This window comes from Enterococcus sp. 7F3_DIV0205 (assembly GCF_002141365.2).
Lineage (GTDB): Bacteria > Bacillota > Bacilli > Lactobacillales > Enterococcaceae > Enterococcus_L > Enterococcus_L palustris.
Genome location: NZ_CP147244.1, coordinates 3,138,256 through 3,159,769 on the forward strand (window position 1 = coordinate 3,138,256; position 21,514 = coordinate 3,159,769).

The 21,514-nt window shown below is 37.0% G+C and carries 16 protein-coding genes; 15 read left to right on the top strand and 1 reads right to left on the bottom strand.

The annotated features are described in order from the left end of the window. The first annotated feature begins 23 nt into the window (after nt 1–23). The 15 genes from A5821_RS14625 to A5821_RS14695 all read left to right on the top strand — a co-directional run bounded on the left by A5821_RS14625 (nt 24) and on the right by A5821_RS14695 (nt 20,542). Complete coding sequence (locus A5821_RS14625; protein WP_086315454.1) at nt 24–4,883, top strand: MucBP domain-containing protein; 4,860 nt, start codon at nt 24–26, stop codon at nt 4,881–4,883. A gap of 188 nt (nt 4,884–5,071) precedes the next feature. Further along, nucleotides 5,072–5,608, top strand: a complete 537-nt coding sequence (locus A5821_RS14630) for an HdeD family acid-resistance protein (RefSeq protein ID WP_086315455.1) — start codon at nt 5,072–5,074, stop codon at nt 5,606–5,608. A gap of 167 nt (nt 5,609–5,775) precedes the next feature. Continuing rightward, nucleotides 5,776–6,603: an AraC family transcriptional regulator gene (locus A5821_RS14635; RefSeq protein ID WP_086315456.1), complete on the top strand. Its 828-nt coding sequence runs from the start codon at nt 5,776–5,778 to the stop codon at nt 6,601–6,603. A 113-nt stretch (nt 6,604–6,716) separates the two neighbouring features. Further along, entirely contained in the window at nt 6,717–7,985 is a 1,269-nt protein-coding gene (locus A5821_RS14640) for a PTS sugar transporter subunit IIC (protein WP_086315457.1), read from the top strand. A gap of 2 nt (nt 7,986–7,987) precedes the next feature. Beyond that, nucleotides 7,988–10,204, top strand: coding sequence for a beta-glucosidase BglX (bglX, locus tag A5821_RS14645; protein ID WP_086315458.1), 2,217 nt, complete (start codon nt 7,988–7,990; stop codon nt 10,202–10,204). Nucleotides 10,205–10,402: 198 nt separating this feature from the next. Further along, entirely contained in the window at nt 10,403–11,023 is a 621-nt protein-coding gene (locus A5821_RS14650; RefSeq protein WP_086315459.1) for a nitroreductase family protein, read from the top strand. A 37-nt stretch (nt 11,024–11,060) separates the two neighbouring features. Beyond that, a complete protein-coding gene (locus tag A5821_RS14655) occupies nt 11,061–12,152 on the top strand; it encodes a FecCD family ABC transporter permease (protein WP_086315460.1) in 1,092 nt (363 codons plus the stop codon). 2 nt (nt 12,153–12,154) lie between these two features. Then, complete coding sequence (locus A5821_RS14660; RefSeq protein ID WP_086315461.1) at nt 12,155–12,919, top strand: ABC transporter ATP-binding protein; 765 nt, start codon at nt 12,155–12,157, stop codon at nt 12,917–12,919. A gap of 37 nt (nt 12,920–12,956) precedes the next feature. Further along, entirely contained in the window at nt 12,957–13,964 is a 1,008-nt protein-coding gene (locus tag A5821_RS14665; RefSeq protein WP_086315462.1) for an ABC transporter substrate-binding protein, read from the top strand. A 468-nt stretch (nt 13,965–14,432) separates the two neighbouring features. Continuing rightward, nucleotides 14,433–15,371 (top strand): phosphate/phosphite/phosphonate ABC transporter substrate-binding protein, encoded by a 939-nt coding sequence (locus A5821_RS14670; RefSeq protein ID WP_086315463.1) that lies wholly within the window; start codon nt 14,433–14,435, stop codon nt 15,369–15,371. 83 nt (nt 15,372–15,454) lie between these two features. Continuing rightward, a complete protein-coding gene (phnC, locus tag A5821_RS14675) occupies nt 15,455–16,222 on the top strand; it encodes a phosphonate ABC transporter ATP-binding protein (protein ID WP_086315464.1) in 768 nt (255 codons plus the stop codon). Further along, a complete protein-coding gene (gene phnE / locus A5821_RS14680) occupies nt 16,219–16,998 on the top strand; it encodes a phosphonate ABC transporter, permease protein PhnE (protein WP_086315465.1) in 780 nt (259 codons plus the stop codon). Before phnC ends, phnE (A5821_RS14680) begins: the two co-directional genes overlap by 4 nt. Before the next feature lie 5 nt (nt 16,999–17,003). Next, entirely contained in the window at nt 17,004–17,777 is a 774-nt protein-coding gene (gene phnE / locus A5821_RS14685; protein ID WP_422392091.1) for a phosphonate ABC transporter, permease protein PhnE, read from the top strand. Nucleotides 17,778–17,794: 17 nt separating this feature from the next. Beyond that, nucleotides 17,795–19,009 carry a metallophosphoesterase gene (locus A5821_RS14690; protein ID WP_086315467.1) on the top strand — a complete coding sequence of 405 codons (1,215 nt, stop codon included), beginning with the start codon at nt 17,795–17,797 and terminating at the stop codon, nt 19,007–19,009. Between the two features lie 6 nt (nt 19,010–19,015). Further along, the gene (locus A5821_RS14695; protein ID WP_086315468.1) at nt 19,016–20,542 is read left to right on the top strand and encodes a bifunctional metallophosphatase/5'-nucleotidase; all 1,527 of its coding nucleotides are present in this window, start codon (nt 19,016–19,018) and stop codon (nt 20,540–20,542) included. A 359-nt stretch (nt 20,543–20,901) separates the two neighbouring features. Here the strand turns inward: A5821_RS14695 and A5821_RS14700 are convergent, their stop codons facing one another. Then, entirely contained in the window at nt 20,902–21,444 is a 543-nt protein-coding gene (locus tag A5821_RS14700) for a LysM peptidoglycan-binding domain-containing protein (RefSeq protein ID WP_086315469.1), read from the bottom strand. Nucleotides 21,445–21,514: the final 70 nt, after the last annotated feature.

Below are 21,514 nucleotides of genomic sequence, written 5' to 3' on the forward strand. Positions count from 1 at the left end.
AAATAAAGAAGAAAGGAGAAAAAATGGATAACAAAAAAAAGAATCCTTCTAAAGCTAAACTACTATGGATGCTAATTGGGCTTACGATAGTTGGCATTTTTTGTGTCACTGCTTTATTCACCATAACCAACCCGATATTAGCAAAGCCTGAAACAAGTGTGAAAAAAGTAACCAAACAGACGACCGATAAAGAGTCGGCTGCAAGTGTCGCTAAATCAGCAACAGTAAAAGCACAGAAAAACTATACAGCTAAGGCGCTAGATCCAGTTGAAAATGAAGCCGGATTGAAGGCGACTCCTAAAGTTTTGACGCTGAAACAAAATGAAGCTTTCCCAAATCTCAACACCGAAGCAGGTCTGGCAAAACTCTTTTCAGAAAGGGTTATTCCACATCCAGAATACGGTGCTGTATATGAATATGTGAACGCTGATGGAACGCCTGCTACACCTAGCAGTGAACAGGCAGGATTTCAAACAATTTATGTAGAAATCACTGAAAATTATGAGTTGACTAGTATTCGTGTTCCCGTGCCAGTAACTGTTACTGACTTAGGAACATCCTTTTTATTAGACAATCAAATAGCGCTTCAAACGGATAATGTAAATGGCAAAATTATTTTGTATCCAAACGAAACAGCGAATAAAACGGAAGAGCAGCTACAGCAGTTGGTCAAAACAAAATCGAATGTCCGCTCTTGGCAAGTGGAAGACGGCGCGTCTGTTCCAGTGAATGTAATTCAAACAACGATTGTAACAACCTCTGTAGGGACTTACAAAGCTGAGTTTGAAATTACAGTAGGAACAGGTGAAGCGGAACAAAAAGCTTCTGTTCAAAAAGATGTTGTTATTTTCGGAGCTGATCCACAAGCTTTTGTGTCTGTTGCTCAAAATGCAACACTTATTTTAGGGACAAGCCCAAGCAATTTATTTACGAAGTTTCAAACTGTGAACAATGCAACAGCATCAAATGCTGTTTATCAATTTGTAAATGAAAATGGCGAAGCATTGGAAAAATTTGATACATCTACAGTTGGATTTCACTGGGCTTACGTAAAAATGACAGAAAAAACGAATGAAAATGTAACAACGATCATTAAAGTGCCAATCAATGTTACAAGCGCAGATACTACTGCGTTATTGACCAATAAAGTCATGGTGAAATCTGATGCAAAGGTAATACTTTATCCTGATGAAACGAAAGGAAAAAGTAAAGAAGAACTGATTGCGTTGATTCAATCAAGAGCGCATTTAAGTGCTTGGAATATGAGCACAGGAGCAGCCGTTCCTGTATCATTTACAGAAACAACAACACTCAACGATTCTATAGGCTCATACACAGGTACGATCAAAGTAGAATTAGATGGCGTTTCGGCTACAACGACTAGAAATGTTACGGTATTCGGCGCTAATCCGCAAACGTTTGTATCTATCGCCCAAAATGCCACATTGTCGTTAAGCACCAATCCAACCAACCTATTTACAAAATTCCAAACAGTAAATAGTACGACAGCAACGAACGCATTGTATCAATTTGTTGGTGAAAATGGTGAAGCAATCGACAAGTTTGATACGTCCACCGTTGGATTTCACTGGGCTTATATAAAAATGACCGAGAAAACTGATGCCACTGTGTCGACGATCATCAAAGTACCGATCAATGTGACAAGCGCGGATACTACCGCTTTATTAACAAATAAAGTGATGGTAAAAGCCGATGCGAAGGTTCTTTTTTACCCGAATGAAACAAAAGGAAAAAGTAAAGAAGAGCTGATTGCGCTCATTCAGTCAAGAGCGCATTTAAGTGCTTGGAACATGAATACTGGGGCAACAGTTCCAGTATCATTTACGGATACGACAGCAGTCAATAATTCTATAGGCTCATATACAGGGACAATCAAAGTAGAATTAGATGGGACATCTGCTACGACTACACGAAATGTTACGATTTTTGGTGCCGATGTGAAATCCCCTTATTATTTTAAGGTGGATCAAGGCAAAGACATGGCGATGGGTACAAATGCAGCGAATATTTTTTCAAAATATCAGTCCTTAAATGATTCGGCTGCCGCCAGTTCTACTTATGAATGGGTCAAAAACCCAGCCGGTGATCCTACTGAACCTGTCAATAAATTTGATACTAGCAAAACAGGATTTCACTGGGGTTATATAAAAATGACGGATAAAAAAGATACAAGTGTGTCGACAGTTATTCCTGTGCCGATTACAGTAACGTTAGATAATCAAACTGTTATTGTAGATGCAAAAGCAGGGATGAGTTTCAATCATCTACCATTTTTAAATGCGAGTGAGATCAAAGGAAAAACTGTTCCGCAAATCATCCAATTACTAACCAAAAAATTAGCACCAAAAGCTTGGGATCTGACGACAGGACAAGATCTGGATGCGCGAATTACTAAATCTATGATTGTGAACTCAAGTAGAGGGTCTAAAGAGGTAACCATTACGATAACTTTAGGCGAACAACTGTTGACCTATACGTTCAAAGTGCTGGTTCTTCCAGATCAGGTATTCGGAAATAGTACGATTGAAGGCTGGAACAACATCCCCTTGAATTCCACTGATGGTGTTATTACTAATCCATTAAACGGTTCAAAAATGGGTTTTCCAGAAAGAGGAATTTCTGTAACTTCACAGAAAAATGAAGTCGGTTTTATTATCAAAGACAGTGCTGGTAAAGGCTATATTTATAGTGGTGGTGAAGGTCGAGTATCAGATATTCCTGGATTAAATACGAGCCCTATTTATGGGACTGGTTGGGCTAGAGGAAGTGGACTTGGTTATAATGGGGTTGATTCAAAGATGACCTCCAAATACTTTTTACGAAAAGGCAACGAGCTAAAGCAAATTTTAATAGATGAACCTAATCAGATTCTTTATGTATATAACCTAACTTTGAATCGAAATTTAAATTTCACTGTTCAATTAGATATGTACAATCTTTCTAATACAACAAAGAACTTTTCAATGCTAGAAAGCGTGGATACGGATTATTATACAGATTCAGTTCCAATATACGCACTAGGGAATAGTAGTGGCTTTTACATTCAACCTTCGTCTGGAAAAAGATTTACAATTCGATTAAAAGATTCCCGAGGAAATTGGCTTTCAGATTACACTAAATATATAGCTGGTTCATATAGCGGTACAGGGGTTTCTGGCGGAACAAATTACTTCGGAAATGATTTTATGGGCGCAGGTTCTGAAAGTAAAAATTACAGTGCTGGGCAAGTTATCGCATCGAGTGTCGATTCAGCGTATCAATTAGGTGCGCCGTGGAAAGATATATCCCCAGACGGAGCATTAAACACAGGTTACGAGATATTTGCAGGTGATGAGCTTCCCTATATGCAAATAAAAGCGAATCCAGAAGTATTCAATATTTATCCAGATTATGTAGATGATTTTAATACTAGTTACAAACTAAGTAAAATCCCTACAGCATCGGATCACGGTACGGTTTATGTGACATATCCAACAGGTGTTGAAGTCACGATGCCTTTTGCTGCAAATAGTCAAAAAGAATTTGATAGTCCATTGACTATACCAAGAACAGGATTACCTGAACAGTTGAACGAAGAACCAGGTACAATCAAAAATTATGATACTTCTTTACTAGCAATAAATGAGTCAGAAGGTCCCTATAATGGATTACCTTCGCAAGATTATGCAGTAAAAATCAACGTTTATAATCTTGGTGCTAAACCGATTCCGCAAATCATCAAAAAAGGAACTGCTTTTAATAAAAAAGCTTCTGAAGTCATTCAGGATGCAGTTATCTTGCCTGGACATACCGCTTCATATGCATATGAAGGCGATATGCCAGATACGTCGGTGACAGGTTTAACCAGCGTAATGGTGCGAATGACGGATGCCGATCAACCAGATAAAACGACGTTGATCAAGGTTCCGATTCAAGTGATCGATGAAACACCACCATCTAGAGGTCTTTATATTGCAGCGAACAATTTTAATAGCAGACCAGAATCATTTCAAAACTTGACTGAAAGCGAAGTCAATAAACTGATTCTTAAAAAATCTGAAGCGATTGCTTGGGATGTTGCAACTGGTTCAAGTAAAGATATCACGCTTTCAGTAGAGTCAACGACATTACCACTGAATCCTGAACAAGGAAGCTATAAGGCAACTTTAAAAGCTGTTCGTGGGACAGAAGTAACCAAAAAAACAATCACGATCGATATTCAAAGCAACCAAAAAGTGAACGTGGAATTCGTAGATGAAACAGGCGATTCTTTACATGACAAAATTACTTTTGATAAGATCATCGGCACAACGATCGATCTAACGGAAGAAACAGAAGTCCAACAAGCCTTGGAATCAATTCTGGCAAAGAACTATCAGTTAGTCAAAAAACCAGATAACGAAACCAAAATTCCAGTTACAAGTGAAGAGAGTACAGTACAATATCAATTTAAAGGGATGTTATTCGTACAGTCTTCACCAACCTTTTTGAATTTTGGTCGTAAAACGTTAGGAATTCCGTTTATAAAGGTAGAAAAAGCGAAGTATGATAAACCATTGATTGTTTGGGATAATCGTAAAAATGGCGGAGCATGGGATCTAACAGCAACGTTGAAGAAACCACTGACAAGCCAAGAAGATCCAAGCAAAGTCTTACCTTCTGCTATCCGTTATAAGATAAGTGACGCGGAAACGGTTGTTTTATCGGAAAATGAGACACAATCGATAGCAGAAAGAACACATGAAACCAAAGGGCAATACAATGTAAGTTCAGAATGGGATAAAAATCAGTCAGGCTTACTGTTAGAAGTTCCTTCTGGTGAAGTGTTACAAGCAGGTGGCTACCGCGCAACGATTCTATGGCAAGTAGAACAAACACCTTAATAGACAAATGAAAAAGTTTCGCCCAAAAGAATTTATGATGGGTGAAGCTTTTTCTGGCGAGTTCGTTGTATTTTTTGTTTTTAACTTCTAAAAAAATAACAATTATCGATCCATATTATTCGTTTTATTCAAAGAAATTCTATACAATATAGTTAGCAAATAAGTAATGTGTTAATGGAGGGATAATAATGAATAACGTTATGGAGCAATTAAGAAAATATGCATTGTTACGAGGAATTGTTTATATGATTTTTGGGTTGTTGATTTTGATCAATCCTAGAAGTGTGTTTCAGGTGGCTGTCTACTTTATATCAGCCTATATTGCAATAATCGGTGTGTTAAATCTTTATGATGGTTTTAAAGTCAAAAAAGCTACGGGCACATATGGAATGAGTTTTCTAGGTGGGATCGTTTTATTAGTGATTGCAGGAATCGTGCTAGTCTTTGCAAAAGGAATCGTAAGTATTCTACCGATTTTCCTTGGTCTAGTGATCGTGGTTGTTGGTGTTACTCGTGCGATCCAATCAGTGAATTTACGGACGTATGTCAATGTTAGCTGGCTGCCGATGCTGATTTATAGCGTGATTTTGATTATTGCTGGATTGGTTTTAACCTTTAATCCATTCAGTAGCTTACTAGTACTTTTCCAATTATTTGGTGGTATTCTGATTTTTATGGGCATTGGCGAAATTGTTTCATTTTTCCAATTGCGTAATATTAAGTAGCACTAAAAGAGAAGCTGATTTCCAGCTTCTTTTTTTTGCCCGATAAACCACTATTAATTTGGAGGAGTCGATAAATAGTTTGAAAAAATCAAAACATCAACATTTTTAACAAAGTTTGAAATAGCTTATAATTTAACCAGCTTAATAAAAGTAAAAGAGGTATCGATATGAAACATGAAATGATTTCACCTAACAAAAATTATCCATTTAAACTCTTTTCATTCACATCTAGAAACCCAGATCGAATGATTTCAACGCATTGGCATGAAAGTGCTGAGTTATTGTATTGTTTGAAAGGGACTTTAGAAGTCCGTTTTCCCCAGATAACGTATGTGTTAGAGCCAGGGGATACATTATTCATCAATTCAAATATCATCCATTCTTCTAGAAGTCCGTTACCCAATGAAGTATTTGTGATGCAGTTTCCGCTTCCTTTTTTGAAAGAAATGACACAGCAACAGTACAATGATCGCTTTTTATTTAATTTGATTCCATTAAAACGAAAAGATCCGATTGTTCAATCCTTATTGAATGACATTTATCACGATTATCAGGAAAATGACTTATCCATGAATTTACTGGTCAAAAGTCGGGTGTTGGCGTTTCTTTCTGTGTTAACTAAACATTATAGTATCCCGATAGCGACTAAACAAACCATCAAAAGCTTGAAACATTTAGAGCGGCTAAAACAAATCAATGAATATGTGCAAATGAATTATAATCAGTCACTGAGGTTAGAACAAGTAGCAGAAACTTTTAACTATGATCCTGCCTATTTTTCACGATTTTTCAAGAAATATATGGGCATTCCTTTTTCTGAATATGTAAATACCGTTCGATTGGAGCACGCTTATTATCAATTAAGAGATACTGATATGACCGTATTAGATATTGCGATGGCAAATGGTTTTTTCTCAGTGAAGTCATTCTACAATGTGTTTAAAAAGAATTACACCTTGTCTCCACAACAATATCGACAAAAATATTTTAAATAAAAAAGTCATTATTTTTCCGATTTGAAGACGAAATTAGCACAGAAATATGAAGGAATACTCAGTATACTGAATTTAAGTAAAGCGCTTACTGGATATTGAGAGGGGAAATAAACATGAAGAAAAAGTTAATCGGTCTTTTTGATAAGGTGAGTCCATTTTTTGATAAAATGGGAAATAATCCTTATCTTCAAGCTATTTCTGGCGCCATGATGTCAACATTAGGTCCAGTCTTTATCGGTTCGATTGCGGTATTATTAGTTGTTTTTATGAACATGTCTAAAACGTTACAAGAATTTACACAAGTGATTGCATTATTAGGAAAAGTCAATACCTTTACGATTGGTTCTCTGGCATTATACATTTCAGTTTTGATGGCGATCAATTTAGTTCGTAAATTGGATGAAAAAGAAGATTACGTTGCGGCAGGAATTATTTCATTAATGAGTTTTCTTTTGATCACACCTCTAGATAAGACGGCTGATGAGATTGCGGCATTGCCAACCACTTGGTTAAGTGCGCAAGGTGTCTTCTCGGCTATGATCGTAGGGTTAGTTGTTGGACGTTTGTTTATAGCGATCAAGCGTAAAGGTTGGACGATCAAAATGCCGGAAGGTGTACCGCCAATGGTAACACGGATGTTTGAATCATTGATTCCAACAGTCTTGATCGGGATATTATTTATTTTAGTTGATCTCGGGTTTAGTTTAACTGCGTTTGGTAATATGCATCAGTTTGTTTACACGATTATTCAAGAACCGTTAAAAGGAATTGGCGGTTCAATCGGTGCTATGATTATTTTGAGTTTAATTCAACAGATACTTTGGTTTTTCGGAATTCATGGAACGAATGTGATCCTACCTTTAGTAACGCCATTGTGGATGGCAATGGATGTTGAAAATATGAATGCTGTAACAGCTGGTCAAACGCCGCCGAATATCGTTGGTTTAGCATTTTTCAATATTATTACATTTGGGGGCATGGCATTAGGTTTAGTGCTATTGATGTTGCGGGCTAAAAGTAAGCAGTATCGAGAAGTTGGGAAAATCTCCATTGTGCCGGCATTGTTTGGAATTACAGAGCCAGTAATTTTTGGAACGCCTTTAGTATTGAATTTTGATTTAGCGGTGCCGTTTATATTTAATAATAGTATTGGCTTGATTTTAGCGTATGTTTTAACGAAAATCGGGCTAGTGTCAAAATTTGTCGGAGTGCAAGCGATTTTTGGGTTGCCAGTCGGGTTTCATGCTGCTGTTCAAGGAAGTATTTCTGTGATTATTTTACAATTAGTGATTCAACTAGTATTATCACCTCTTCTTTGGTACCCATGGTTCAAGCGTTTAGATAAAAAAACATACCTGAGAGAGCAAAGTGAAGAGGTGTAAAAATGGAAGAGACAAAATTAAAAGAACTACTTGATTCGTTAAGTTGGCCAGAAAAAATCGGACAATTGGTTCAGTTGTCAGGTGATTTTTTCCATGCGGATCAATTAGCTGTTGGACCACAAAAAAAATTAGGGATCGATCAAAAAATCGTGGATCAAGTTGGTTCGGTTTTAAATGTCACTGGCGCAGAGAAAACAAGGGAAATCCAAGATCGTTATTTGAAGAAAAGTCGCCATAAGATTCCGTTACTTTTCATGGCAGATATTATTTATGGTTATCGTACGATTTTTCCAATTCCATTAGGATTAGGTGCAACGTGGAATCCTGCGTTGATCGAAGAAGCTTATGAGCAAACAGCAGAAGAATCAAAGGCAGCGGGTGCTCATGTAACGTTTGCACCAATGGTTGATTTAGTACGCGATGCTCGTTGGGGGCGAAGCTTGGAATCTACTGGGGAAGACCCAGTGCTGAATTCAGCCTTTGCTAAAGCAATGGTGACAGGTTTGCAAAAAGATTTACTTAATGGCGGAGGAATCGCTTCTTGTGTGAAGCATTTTGCGGCTTATGGTGCGGCAGAAGGTGGTCGAGAATATAATACAGTTGATATGTCAGAACGCAGGTTACGTCAAGATTACTTACCTTCTTATAAAGCAGCTGTCGATGCTGGCTGTCAATTAGTCATGACGTCATTTAACACATATGATGGCATGCCAGTGACAGGGAGTAAATTTTTATTGGAAGATATTTTACGGAAAGAATGGGGCTTTGATGGGGTCATTATCTCTGATTATGCAGCAATTCAAGAATTGATCGCTCATGGTGTAGCAACTGATGATCGAGAAGCGACGAAACTAGCTATTGAAGCAACAACAGATATTGATATGAAGACCCCTTGCTATGCGAAAGAGTTGGAACCCTTGATCGAAGATGGTGAGATCAGTACTGAGTTGGTTGATCGATCCGTCTACCGCGTTTTAAAACTGAAAAATGATTTAGGATTATTTGAAGATCCTTATCGCGGTGCAAGTCAGGAACAGGAAGAATGTGTTTTTTTAACCGAAGAAAAACGTCACTTAGCGAAAAAAGTTTCCTCTGAATCCGTTGTGCTACTGCAAAATAAACGAGATGTTTTACCATTAACGCCAAATCAAGAGAAGGTCTTATTAGTCGGTCCCTACGGCGATAACCAAGAATTGATTGGCTTGTGGGCTGTTCATGGAAAACGTGAAGATGTCGTGACGATCAAAAAAGGATTTGAACACTATCTGGATTCTGAGCATCTACTCTACACTCAAGGATGCGACATGTTGGAAGATTACACATTTTTAGGTGAGTTCGGTGCAACTAAAGATCAGATCGAACAATTAGGATTAACAGATGCGATGAAAGAACAAGAACTTAGCCAAGCTTTAACATTGGCAAAACAAGCAGATACGGTCGTACTTGCGTTAGGCGAACATACGATGCAAAGTGGTGAGGCAGGCAGTCGCACGGACATTACGTTGCCTAAGATACAACAAGACTTTTTACAAAAAATAGCAGAGTTAAATAAGAAAACAGTATTGATTGTAATCAGCGGCAGACCCTTAGTTTTAACAAAAGAAGTAGAACTTGTAGATGGGATCGTTCAAGCATGGTTTCCAGGAACAGAAGGCGGAAATGCTTTAGCTGATATTATTTTCGGTCAAACCAATCCAACTGGACGTTTAAGTATGAGTTTCCCTTATTCGGTCGGACAATTGCCAATGTATTATAGTGAATTTAAAACAGGGCGTCCATTAACAAGTCCAACTCATAAAGGACGTTTCGTTTCTAAGTATTTAGACAGTCAAAATGATCCTTTGTTCTCATTTGGTTACGGTTTATCCTACAGTAAAGTTATGTATACTGATTTAACATTAAGTAGCGAACAGATGCATGAGACACTAAAAGTTTCGGTTAAAGTGAAAAATATATCCAAACGCACAACAACCGAAACCGTTCAGCTATATGTTCAAGATGTGACAGGTTCCGTTGTCCGTCCAGTAAAAGAATTGAAAGCTTTTCAAAAAGTGGCGTTAGATGCTGACGAAGAAAAGACCGTATATTTTGATTTAACCAAAGAAGAATTAAAATTTTATACGAAGAATATGACATTTGACGCAGAACCAGGAGCATTTATTGTTTTTGTTGGCCCAAATGTGAAAGACACACAAGAGAAATCCTTTACATTGTTATAAAAAACAAAAGCTGTCTGATTTGATATAGCCCGATCAGGCAGTTTTTTTGTTCTAAAAAATAGAAAAGAAACTTGCAAATAAAATAATGTAATGGTACTCTTAAAATCTAATTGAGAATGATTATCACTTTCAATTGGTGTGTAAAGTTATTCTATAGATCTATCGAACATAAAATGGTAAAAGAATAGGAGAAAAACGATGAACATAGATTCAGTTGAGCAAATCATAAGAGCTCGCCGAACGATTCGAACAGTATCGGATCAAACGATTTCTCTGGAAGTTATAGATGAACTATTAACAAGTTCCAGTTATGCTCCTTATCACTCTAAAGAAGAGCCGTGGGAAGTAATTATTGTTGCCAATCCATGCGATCGTCAGTTATTCGTAGAAAAAATCATGGACAGTTATGATCGGTTGGATACTTGGGCAAATTATGATCCACAAAATGTAACGAAGGCTAAAAAGAGAACACGTGAGTATTTTTTGGATGTTCCACTAACATTGATTGTCACTGCGCCTATTTGTGAAAGTGAAAAGTTGAACTTAGAAGCGATTGGGGCAGTTTCAGCGTTTATTCAAAACTTTCAATTAGCGGCTTGGTCAAGAGACATTGGCGTTACTTGGCGCACGATTCCAGTGATTTTCGACGAAGTATTCAAACAAGCTGTTGGGGTAGAAACGAATCGACAAATTATCGGTTTGCTTGATATTAGCGTAGTTGATGCAACGATGAAATTACCAACAAGTCGTAGAAAACCAGTAGAACAATGGACAACTCATCTGTCTGATAAACTGACAGATATAAAGGGCAGCAATTAGCAGTACAGATTTTCAGATACACAGGAGGCGTATTTTTTTGCAGGCAATCAAGACAAACGATCACAAGGTCAAAGCTAAAACACAACACTATTATCCATTGATTCTTTTATTTCTAGTAGTTCTTATATTTTTTTCAATTCTTTATTCTTTGATCAATGGGCAAGCCAATATTTCAGCGGAAGATATTGTTCAGATTTTACTAACTAAAATATCTGGTGGCAGAGTCGGCTCTCTAGAAGAGATCAGCAGTAATTCAGCGGTAAATATTATTTGGTTTGTCCGGACTCCGCGAGTGATTTTAGCTGTTTTTGTAGGAATGGGTTTGGCTATAACTGGTGCAGTGATGCAGGCTGTTGTTCAAAATCCATTAGCTGACCCTTATATTTTAGGGATTTCTTCAGGTGCTTCGCTAGGTGCTACTTTTGCGATTTTAGTTGGATTTGGTACAGGAAGTATTTTTTCTCAGTTTGGTTTGGCTTTTGGTGCTTTTGTGGGAGCAATGGCAGCGGCTTTCGGAGTATTGATTTTATCAGGGATCGGTGGTCGGATGACGTCTGTTAAACTCGTTTTATCAGGTTCAGTGATTGGCGCGCTATGCAGCTCGATTTCCAGTTTTATTGTGTATCTGGCGAATAATGCTGAAGGGATGAAGACAGTAACCTTTTGGGCTATGGGAAGCTTAGCATCAGCTAGTTGGAATAAGCTTTCGGTGTTATCGATCACGGTTGTAGTGATTACAGGATTTTTCTTATTTCAACATCGTATTTTAAATGTCATGTTACTAGGCGATGAGGCGGCAATTACTTTAGGGGTTCCCTTGAGTAAATATCGTCAGTTGTATTTATTGTTAGCAGCACTTTTGACAGGTGTAATCGTGGCTTATTCTGGAATGATTGGCTTTGTGGGGTTGATCATTCCTCATATCGTGCGCGGATTGATTGGTTCGGATCATAAACGATTATTACCGATCGTCGCTTTATCGGGTTCACTATTTATGATTTGGGCGGATGTCCTTTCGAGAACCATCATTCCAAGCGTTGAACTGCCGATCGGGATCATTACTTCTGTGATCGGTGCGCCACTATTTATTTATATCATCGTCAAAAAAGGCTACAATTTTGGAGGCTAACAATGGAGCTAAAGGTAAAAGACTTAGGCATTATGATCGGGCAAGAGTCGATCGTTAAAAGCATTTCTTTTCAAACACAAAAGAAACAATTTGTGGGGGTCATCGGAGCAAATGGTTGTGGTAAATCGACGATGTTAAAAGGAATTTATAAAGGGATCAAACCGCAAGCGGGCAGTGTATTTTTAGATGATTTAGATCTTTTGTCAGTTTCTGAAAAGAAAGTCGCTCAAAAACTAGGAGTTGTTAATCAATTTAATGAACTAAATTTTGATCTAAGCGTTTTTCAAATGGTGTTATTGGGTCGAACACCGCATAAAAAATTATTAGAATCAGACACTCAAGAAGATATCGACATTGTGATGAATGCTTTAGCTAAGACTAATCTGACTAACTATTCGGACCGAAGTTTCTTATCGTTATCAGGCGGAGAGAAACAGCGGGTCATTTTAGCTCGGACAATTGCACAACAGCCTAGTTATATGATTTTAGATGAGCCAACCAATCACTTGGATATTCGTTATCAATTGGAAATACTGAATTGTGTGAAAAATCTGGGAATTGGTGTATTAGCAGCATTACATGATTTAGAATTAGCGGCCCATTACTGTGACTACATTTATGCAATGAAAGCGGGGCAAATCATTGCTGAAGGCACTCCGAAAGCGTTGTTTACAGCTGAGTTGATCGAAGAAATTTATGGGGTTAAATGTACGATTTATCAAAATCCAGTGACGCATCGTTTAGGTTTTGCCTATTCATTAGATTAGTCACTAGATTTCAATTTTAAGTAGAGGAAGGGAAAAAATGAAAAAAACACTTATTATTACTTTACTAGGTTTAACAATGTTAGCTGGTTGTGGACAAAAAGAGCAGAAGACGGATAAAAAGAACCAGAGTGAAGGATATCCTGTAACGGTCCAAAATTTTACGAAAGCAGAAGGGGCGGAAAGCTGGCAAAAGAAAGAGCAAACTTTCGATAAAGTACCAAAAAAAGTTCTGGCCAATACACAACCAGCCGCAGAATTATTACTGCATTTAGGGTTAAAAGATAAAATCGTTGGTGTAGGCGCTGTTTTCGGTGAACCAGATAAAACTGTTGAAAAAGAATTTAATGAATTGAACCATTTATCAACAGATTATATTGGCAAAGAAATGGCGTTAAGTGTTGATCCTGATTTGGTATATGGACGTGGTGGTTTGTTTGACAACCAGGATTGGGGTGTCGGAACTGTAGATTCGCTAAACGATATGGGGATAAAAACGTTCGTCTTGAACTCTTCTGTCACAGGCGGAACATTTGATTCAGTTTATGAGGACATCGACAGTTTGGGTAAAGTTTTCAATGTGATAGAAAAAGCGGATGCGTTTAAATCAGAGTTAAAAGAGCGCCAAGAAACAGTGGATAAAAAGTTAACTAAAATCAAAGAGGATCAAACGTTTGCCTATCTTCACACAACTGATCCAGAAGAATTATATGTTTATCCAGCGAATAACGAAACTTTTTTCAATGATATTTTCAAAATGGTAAAATTAGAGAATGTTTTCAAAAATGAGAAAGGGGAAGTTAGTGTAGAAAAACTGATCGAAACCGATCCAGATGTTTTGATCGTAGCCGATTGGAGTACTATGAAGGATGGAATATCTGGTGAAAAAATGATTGATGCTGTATTGAAAAATCAAAAACTTTCCAGCATGACGGCGGTAAAAAATAAAAAGGTTTATGCGGTGGATTACAATTACATGTTTGGCTATGGATACCAATCATTGGATGGAATCGAAAAATTGGCAGATGAGATGTATCCGACAAACTAAAAGAAGAGTTCTTATTTTGTGAAAAGAGTTTGGTCAGAAGACTAAGCTCTTTTTTTAGATTCAGATTAATTTTAAAATGTATAGCATAACAACAATCTCGTGTAATCGAATGATAACAATTAGTAATGAAAGCATAGAACCCTGTAGAATAAAGGTTTTTTTTACTTTAAAAATAAAAAATATATGAGAATAAAATAAGCTAAATATGAAAAACAGTCTAGAAAAAGATTGAATATATGCTATACTGATTTTAGTTTGGTACAGTCATTTTTAATGAGAAATTCAGTGGGATTTACTGAAAGTTATCAAGTGTGTATTTCATTGTTCTACAATAGTAGTGCTGTATATTTCAGAAAATTTACACAATATTTACTTCATTATTATGATAAATTTACACCACTAAAATACAATGGTTATAACTGAAGTAGGGAAATATTATCTACTTGAGTAATACCGAAATGCGAAGGGATGGAAAGAGTGAAAAAGAGAACGAAATTGTTAGGGTTGCTGTCTGTTATTGGTTTAAGTGTAGGATTACTTACAGGATGCGGAGGAGCAAATAACAAAAAAGCTGCAGATGATACGAAACCATTGGAGTTACAATTTGTTCCAACCAATAATGATGGCTCAATGGAAGCCAAAGCGAAACCTTTCGCAAAATATTTAACAGAAAAATTAGGTCGTGATGTCAATGTTACTTTGGCAACGGATTATTCGACGATTGTTGAAGCTATGGCATCGGGCAAGGTAGATATCGGGATCATGCCGCCATCAGCATATGTTCAAGCGCGAAATCAAAAAGCAGCAACAGCGATTTTATCTTCTGAATTAGGAGCTTTTAATCGTGAAACAGGTAAACCAGAACCAGATAAACTATCAAGCACATTTAAAGGTGAAGTGTTAGTTCGTGCAGATAGCGGGATCGATTCTTTAAAAGATTTAAAAGGCAAAAAAATTGCTAGCTTAAGTCCCAATTCAGCTAGCGGTTACATTTATCCTGTCGTTGAAATGAAGGAAGCTGGGATCGACCCAACAAAAGATGTGACATTGACAACGGTAAATGATATCCCAAGTGAAATCACTGCTGTTTTAAATGGACAACAAGATGCTTGTTTTGTCTTTGAAGGTGCTCGTAACGTGTTTGCTTCAAAATTTGAAAAAGACGATTTATTCAAAGACTTAAAAGTCTTATATCTAACAAAAGGCGATATTCCAAATGATGCAATCGCTGTTCAACCAAAAATGGATAAAGAGTTACAAGCCAAAGTCAAAGACGTTTTCTTGGCAATGCCTAATGACACTGAAGGTGCACAAGCGATGGCAATGTGGGGACACAAAGGCTATGTAGAAGCAGATGATAAAAACTACGATACAGTTGAAGAATATACAGAAAAAGCAGCAGAATAAAGCTTTGTTGTATTTATGGAAAGATTGAAAGCTGAGCGGGTTTCGTTCAGCTTTTCTATTTTATATTATAAAAAGGAGAAATCATGATTCAGTTTGAAAATGTAACAAAAACCTATAATAATGGGGTCAAAGGACTTAAAAATATTAATTTAACGATCAATGATGGGGAGTTTGTTTCAGTGATCGGACTAAGTGGTGCTGGAAAAAGTACTTTACTGCGCTCAATCAATCGTTTGAATGAAATCAGTGAAGGGAATATTATCATTGATGGTGCTTCGATCACAAAAGCGAATAAGAGAGACTTACGTAAGATTCGTAGAAATGTCGGTATGATTTTTCAACACTTTAATTTAGTGAAAAAAAGCTCTGTTCAAAAAAATGTTATTTCAGGTAGGTTAGGTTATTACTCTACATTTAAAAGTATCTTTGGCATTTTTTCAAAAGACGATTATGCTTTAGTAAACGATGCATTAGGACGTGTTGGCTTAGCGGATAAACTGCATTCACGAAGCGATGAATTAAGTGGTGGACAGCAACAACGTGTATCAATTGCCCGAACGTTGGTTCAGCAAGCATCCATTATTTTGGCGGATGAACCTGTAGCTTCACTAGACCCGATCACGACACAAAAAATCATGAAAGATTTAAAAAAAATCAATCAAGAATTGAACCACACTGTGGTAATCAATCTTCACTCGGTTGATTTGGCCCGTGAATTTTCTAGTCGAATCATTGGCTTACGTGATGGAGAAGTGGTTTTTGATGGAACAGCAGAAGAGGCGACAGACGAAGTCTTAACAAGCATTTATGGTGCGGATATTTTGAAACAAACTGAAGGTGTTGCACAATGAAATTGAGAGATACGATTCATCGTGATTTATATAAGCATTTATTTATTGTGGCGTTAGTTCTTCTTTGCGTCGTTTCAAGTGCTCAAGTCACAGGAGCACAAATGGCGGATGTCTTTAATAACTTGGATCAGATGGGGATTTTTTTACAACGTTTTCTCAGTCCTGACTGGAGTTATATTCCTAAAATCATTGAACCGATGCTGAAAACAATCAAAATGTCTGTAGTCGGTACAACACTTGGGGTGATTTTTGCTGTGCCCTTTGCATTTCTAGCAACAACTGTTGTGACAAGAAACTTTTTTGTAACAACGATTATCCGTTTTCTAATGAGTATTGTTCGGACGATTCCCAATTTATTATTAGCAGCTTTGTTTGTTGCCATGTTTGGGATCGGGGAATTCACGGGTGTATTGACGATTGCAGTATTTACATTTGGGATGGTTTCACAATTAGTTTATGAAGCCATCGAAACGATCGATCATGGACCGATCGAAGCCGCTGAATCCGTTGGGGCAACAAAGACACAGATTGCTTTTTGGTCGATTGCACCGCAGATTTCTCACCAAATTGCTAGTTATTCTTTGTATGCTTTTGAAGTAAATATTCGTGCATCGACGATTTTAGGATATGTTGGAGCCGGCGGTATTGGTGTGATCTTGAACTCTTCATTGAGTTTGATGCGCTATGATCGTGTGTCGATCATTATTCTATCTATATTAGTGGTAGTGATCACGATTGATTGGATCAGTGAAATTATCAGAAAGAGGTTGGTATAATGAGCATGAGTCGAAAAGTAAAAAGCTATTTACCAATTATCGTTGTTTTAGCAATTATTCTGTATTCAGCAGCAGGCATCGATTATTCAGAAGCTGGTAATATGTCGTTTGATATGGTCAAATCGGTTTTTTCTGGCTTGTTTCAACCTGATTGGGGTTATGTTTATGATGGCAGCGGGGAAGATTTATTAAGTTTATTGTTATTAACGATCGGTATTGCCTTTTTAGGTACTGTGATTGCGACAGTTTTAGCATTACCATTAACTTTTATTAGTGCCCATAATTTGTGGAAATCAAATACGATCGTTTCCAAAATAGGTAAGTTCATTTGTAATGTATTAAGAGCATTTCCAGAACTTGTTTATGCGATCATTTTTGTGAAAATGGTAGGTCCTGGACCATTTGCTGGAGTATTAGCAATTGGTGTTCATCAGATTGGTATGCTAGGTAAGTTATATACAGAAGAAATCGAATCAATGGATGAAGCGCCAGTAGAATCAATGACGGCTGTTGGGGCAAACTTTTGGCAGACCCTGTTTTATGCACGCCTGCCGCAATTGATTCCAACATTTTTATCGTTAGCATTGAATCATTTTGAAATCGCAGTCCGTAGTGCAGCTACACTTGGTTTAGTTGGAGCTGGTGGAATTGGCGCTCCGATGATATTTGCGATTCAAGCTAGAAATTGGGGTAGAGTTGGAATCATTTTGTTTGGCATTATCATTACAGTATTCTTGATTGATGCTGTAACTGGTTATTTACGTAAAAAATTACAGTAATTCGTGAGGATGAAAAAATGAATGAATTAACGATATTAAGTACGACGGATGTTCATGGTTTTTTTACAGCAACAGCAAAGGAAGAGAACGGTATCTGTTCTCTTCCTGCAATTGCTGAAAACTATCATGAACCAATTTTGATTGATAATGGTGATTTTTTAGTAGGTAGTCCTGAGACTACTTTTTTTAATACGACTACAGCAATTTCACCGTTGATAGAGCTTGCGAACAAAATTGGATTTGATGTAATGATTCCGGGAAATCATGATTTTGATTATGGTATCGAATTTTTAAAACGTCAAGCTGCTGCATTCAATGGGAAATATCTTTGTGCTAATGTTCTGGATTTGTCAGATGAATTAATCTTTGAGCCTTATACGATCATTGAGCGTAAAGGATGCAAGGTTGGTATAATTGGAGTGACGACTAGTGCGATGCCGCAAATTACTGCTTACGAACAAATCAAGGATCTTAAATTTATCAATGTGATTGAGAGCTTAAACAAATGGGTGCCGCTTGTCCGCGAGCAGGTCGATGTATTGATAATCAGTTATCATGGCGGAATTGAACGGGATATGATCACAGGCGAACCAACACAATATGATACAGGGGAAGATCAGACCTATAGAATCATTAGTGAAATTTCAGGAATAGATGGTGTGATTTGTGGACACCAGCATCGCATCAATGCAGGAGTATTAAATAATACTGCATTTGTACAGCCTGGCTATCGAGGGAATTATATTGGTGCATTGATTTTTTCGCTTCACGCTAACCAAGTAACTGCTAAAAAAGCCCAATTGCTTGAGACCAAACAATACCCTTCTGCTAGTTATCCTTTATATGATAAAGAGGAGTATGAAAAATGGTTAAAAAAAGACCTCGATATAAGTTTTTTTGATCAGTATTTGGCTAAGAAAATCCCAGGTACTTTTTATGCTGTGGATCTCAAAGGGAAAACGATTGGAGCGTTTTTAACTAGTTTTATTCCACCTTATACACTTTCGACCTATCATGTGTCCAAAAGTGAATTACTCGAACTAGCATTAAGCCAAACCGTTAAAGGGCTAAGGGTAGAAAATGGTCAACTTGTGCCGGATCAATCAGATTATCGTATAACATCTAATGTAGCACTTTTCCCAAGCTATCGTCTAGAAACAAACTATATATATAATGTGTTTGATGAATATATTGCTAGTGTGAATAACAATGATTTATTAGATCTGAGGTGAGACTAAATGGAAAAACATATGAAAATCTATTACACATCTGATATCCACGGTTATTTATTCCCAACTAATTATGCTGATACTAAGGAAAGAGATTTAGGGCTTTTAAAATGCATTTCCAATTTTAAAAAAGAGGAGAATACATTGATTATAGATGGTGGAGATATGCTTCAAGGTTCTGCTTTGGCAACATACTGTCAAACGCATCCAGAAGAGGGCTTTCCGCAAGCAGAAGTACTAAATCGCGCAGGTTATGATTTTGTAACAGTGGGAAATCACGATGTCAATTATGGAACAAGCTATTTGTATAAGTATGTAGAAGCATTAGATGCTACGTGTGTGTGCGAAAATTTACTAGATGCAAAAAGTAAGAAGCAAAAATTTCCTTGGACGATCAAGACTTTAGAAAATGGTTTGAAAGTCGGCATTGTTGGTGTAGTGACAGACTACATCAATGTTTGGGAAAAAGAAGAAAACATTAAAGATATTACAATCTCTGATCCATTTATAGCAGCTAAACAAGCTCTGGAGGAAATGAAGCCGCAGGTTGATCTGACTATTTGTATTTATCATGGTGGGTTTGAAAGAGACGTAAAATCAGGGAGCATTCTATCAAAGACAAGTGAAAATATTGGCTATAAAATTTGTGAAGAGCTTGATTTTGATTTATTGCTGACAGGACATCAGCATTTGTTGATCGAAGGACAATTACTACACGGAACATATATTGTACAACCGTCGTCAAATGGGCAAAATTATTTTGAAATAGAGATTGAAAAAGGACAAAATAACAGCATAATAACATCTAAAATCGGTAAGCCTATTGGAGCACCAGATGCTAACTTGATAGTTAAACTTGATCCCTTGGAAACAAAGGTACAAAATTGGCTGGATCAAGCAATCGGCAAATTGAATAGTGATGCAAAAGCTAGTGAAAAGTTAGATATGGCTTTATATGGCAGCCCAGTTGTAGAATTGATTGGAGCAGTTCAGTTACAAGCCAGTAACGCACAAATCACAGTGGTCTCGCTAGCTAATACCTCACCTGGATTTCATAGAAATGTAACGATGCGGGATGTCATTGCAACATATCCGTATACGAATCAGTTGATTACGCTCAAAATCACTGGGGCTCAATTGAAACAAGTGGTGGATAAAAATGCGGATTATTTTAGTTTAGATGAGCAAAATAAAGTGATTATTTCACCGAGTTACTTGTATCCTAAAATTGAACATTATCATTTTGACTTTTTTGTCGGTATTGATTATACGATCGATCTTTGTCAACAGCCGGGAGAACGTGTCACTGAATTATCTTATAAAAAGCAAAGAATTAAAGATACTGATGAATTTACGATTGCTTTAAGCGATTATCGGGCCAGTGGTGGCGGTGGTTTTCCAGTTTATCAGGAGTGCCCTGTAATCAATGAAGGGGCAGAAGAAATCGTGGAGTTGATTATCTCTTTTATTCATTCTAAAGACGAAGTTATGATTCCAAAGAACTTAAATTTTAGAATAGATCATTGCCATAAGTAAAAGGCTAAAAATTTATAGACATGATCAAATGTAGGAATGCAATCAATTATTTGGTCATGTATTGAGATAATTTAGAAAAAGAGAACGGAACAGAAGCTTTTTTTTCAAGGAGTCGCACCTTTTATTTGGATTCCTCGGGAGTGGGATATGACTTGTAAAGTTATGTTCTACTCCCTTTTTAATGTTTTGACTCATTCCCTGACCGAATTAAAGTTCCTGAGTATCTTGTTTTATAAGTCTCCATGCCAACTTGGGAAATATCATAAAAAATACAGAGCAAAACATTATTCGTTTTGCTCTGTATTTTTTATAACAGGTGTCATCATTTAGATAAAATTATGTAGTGGGAAAATAGTTCTCTACTGTAATGATAACACTTGCCCGATATAAACAGTTGAATCAGTTAAATTATTTTTTAACATCAAATCTTGAAGAGATAGCTTATTTCTTTCAGCAATCACCGACAGAGTATCACCAGGCTGAACAGTGTAAGTCGTTGCTGTAGGTGCTACTGATGGTTCCGTTGAACGTTCAGTTTGTTGTTCAACAACGTCTGATGAAGAGGGCGTTGTTTGAGTTTGGTGGCTGGTGCTTTCAACAGTTGAACTTGATTCATTTACTTTGCTTGTTTGTGTAGAAGTTTCTCTAACTGGAACGTTGTGTTCGGTATTACCTGTGGCAGCTGTTTGGTTGTTTGTCACTTGATTTTTGTCTAGCTGGTTGACTAGCTTTTCTATACTACTTAATTGTTCTTCTTGTTTTGAACCTGATTGAACATTTAGAAATAGCAAAATACCCAATGCGAGTGTATTTATAAATAACAATAAAATAACAATGAAGATAGTGCCTTTGGATGATGAAGGCGGGCGTTGCTGTTTACGTCGTGAGTATTCTTCCTCCAAAATAGTTTCACTCCTTTCAAAAAAAATATGAGATAAATACTGAAAAATAAAGCATTACTAGTATATCACA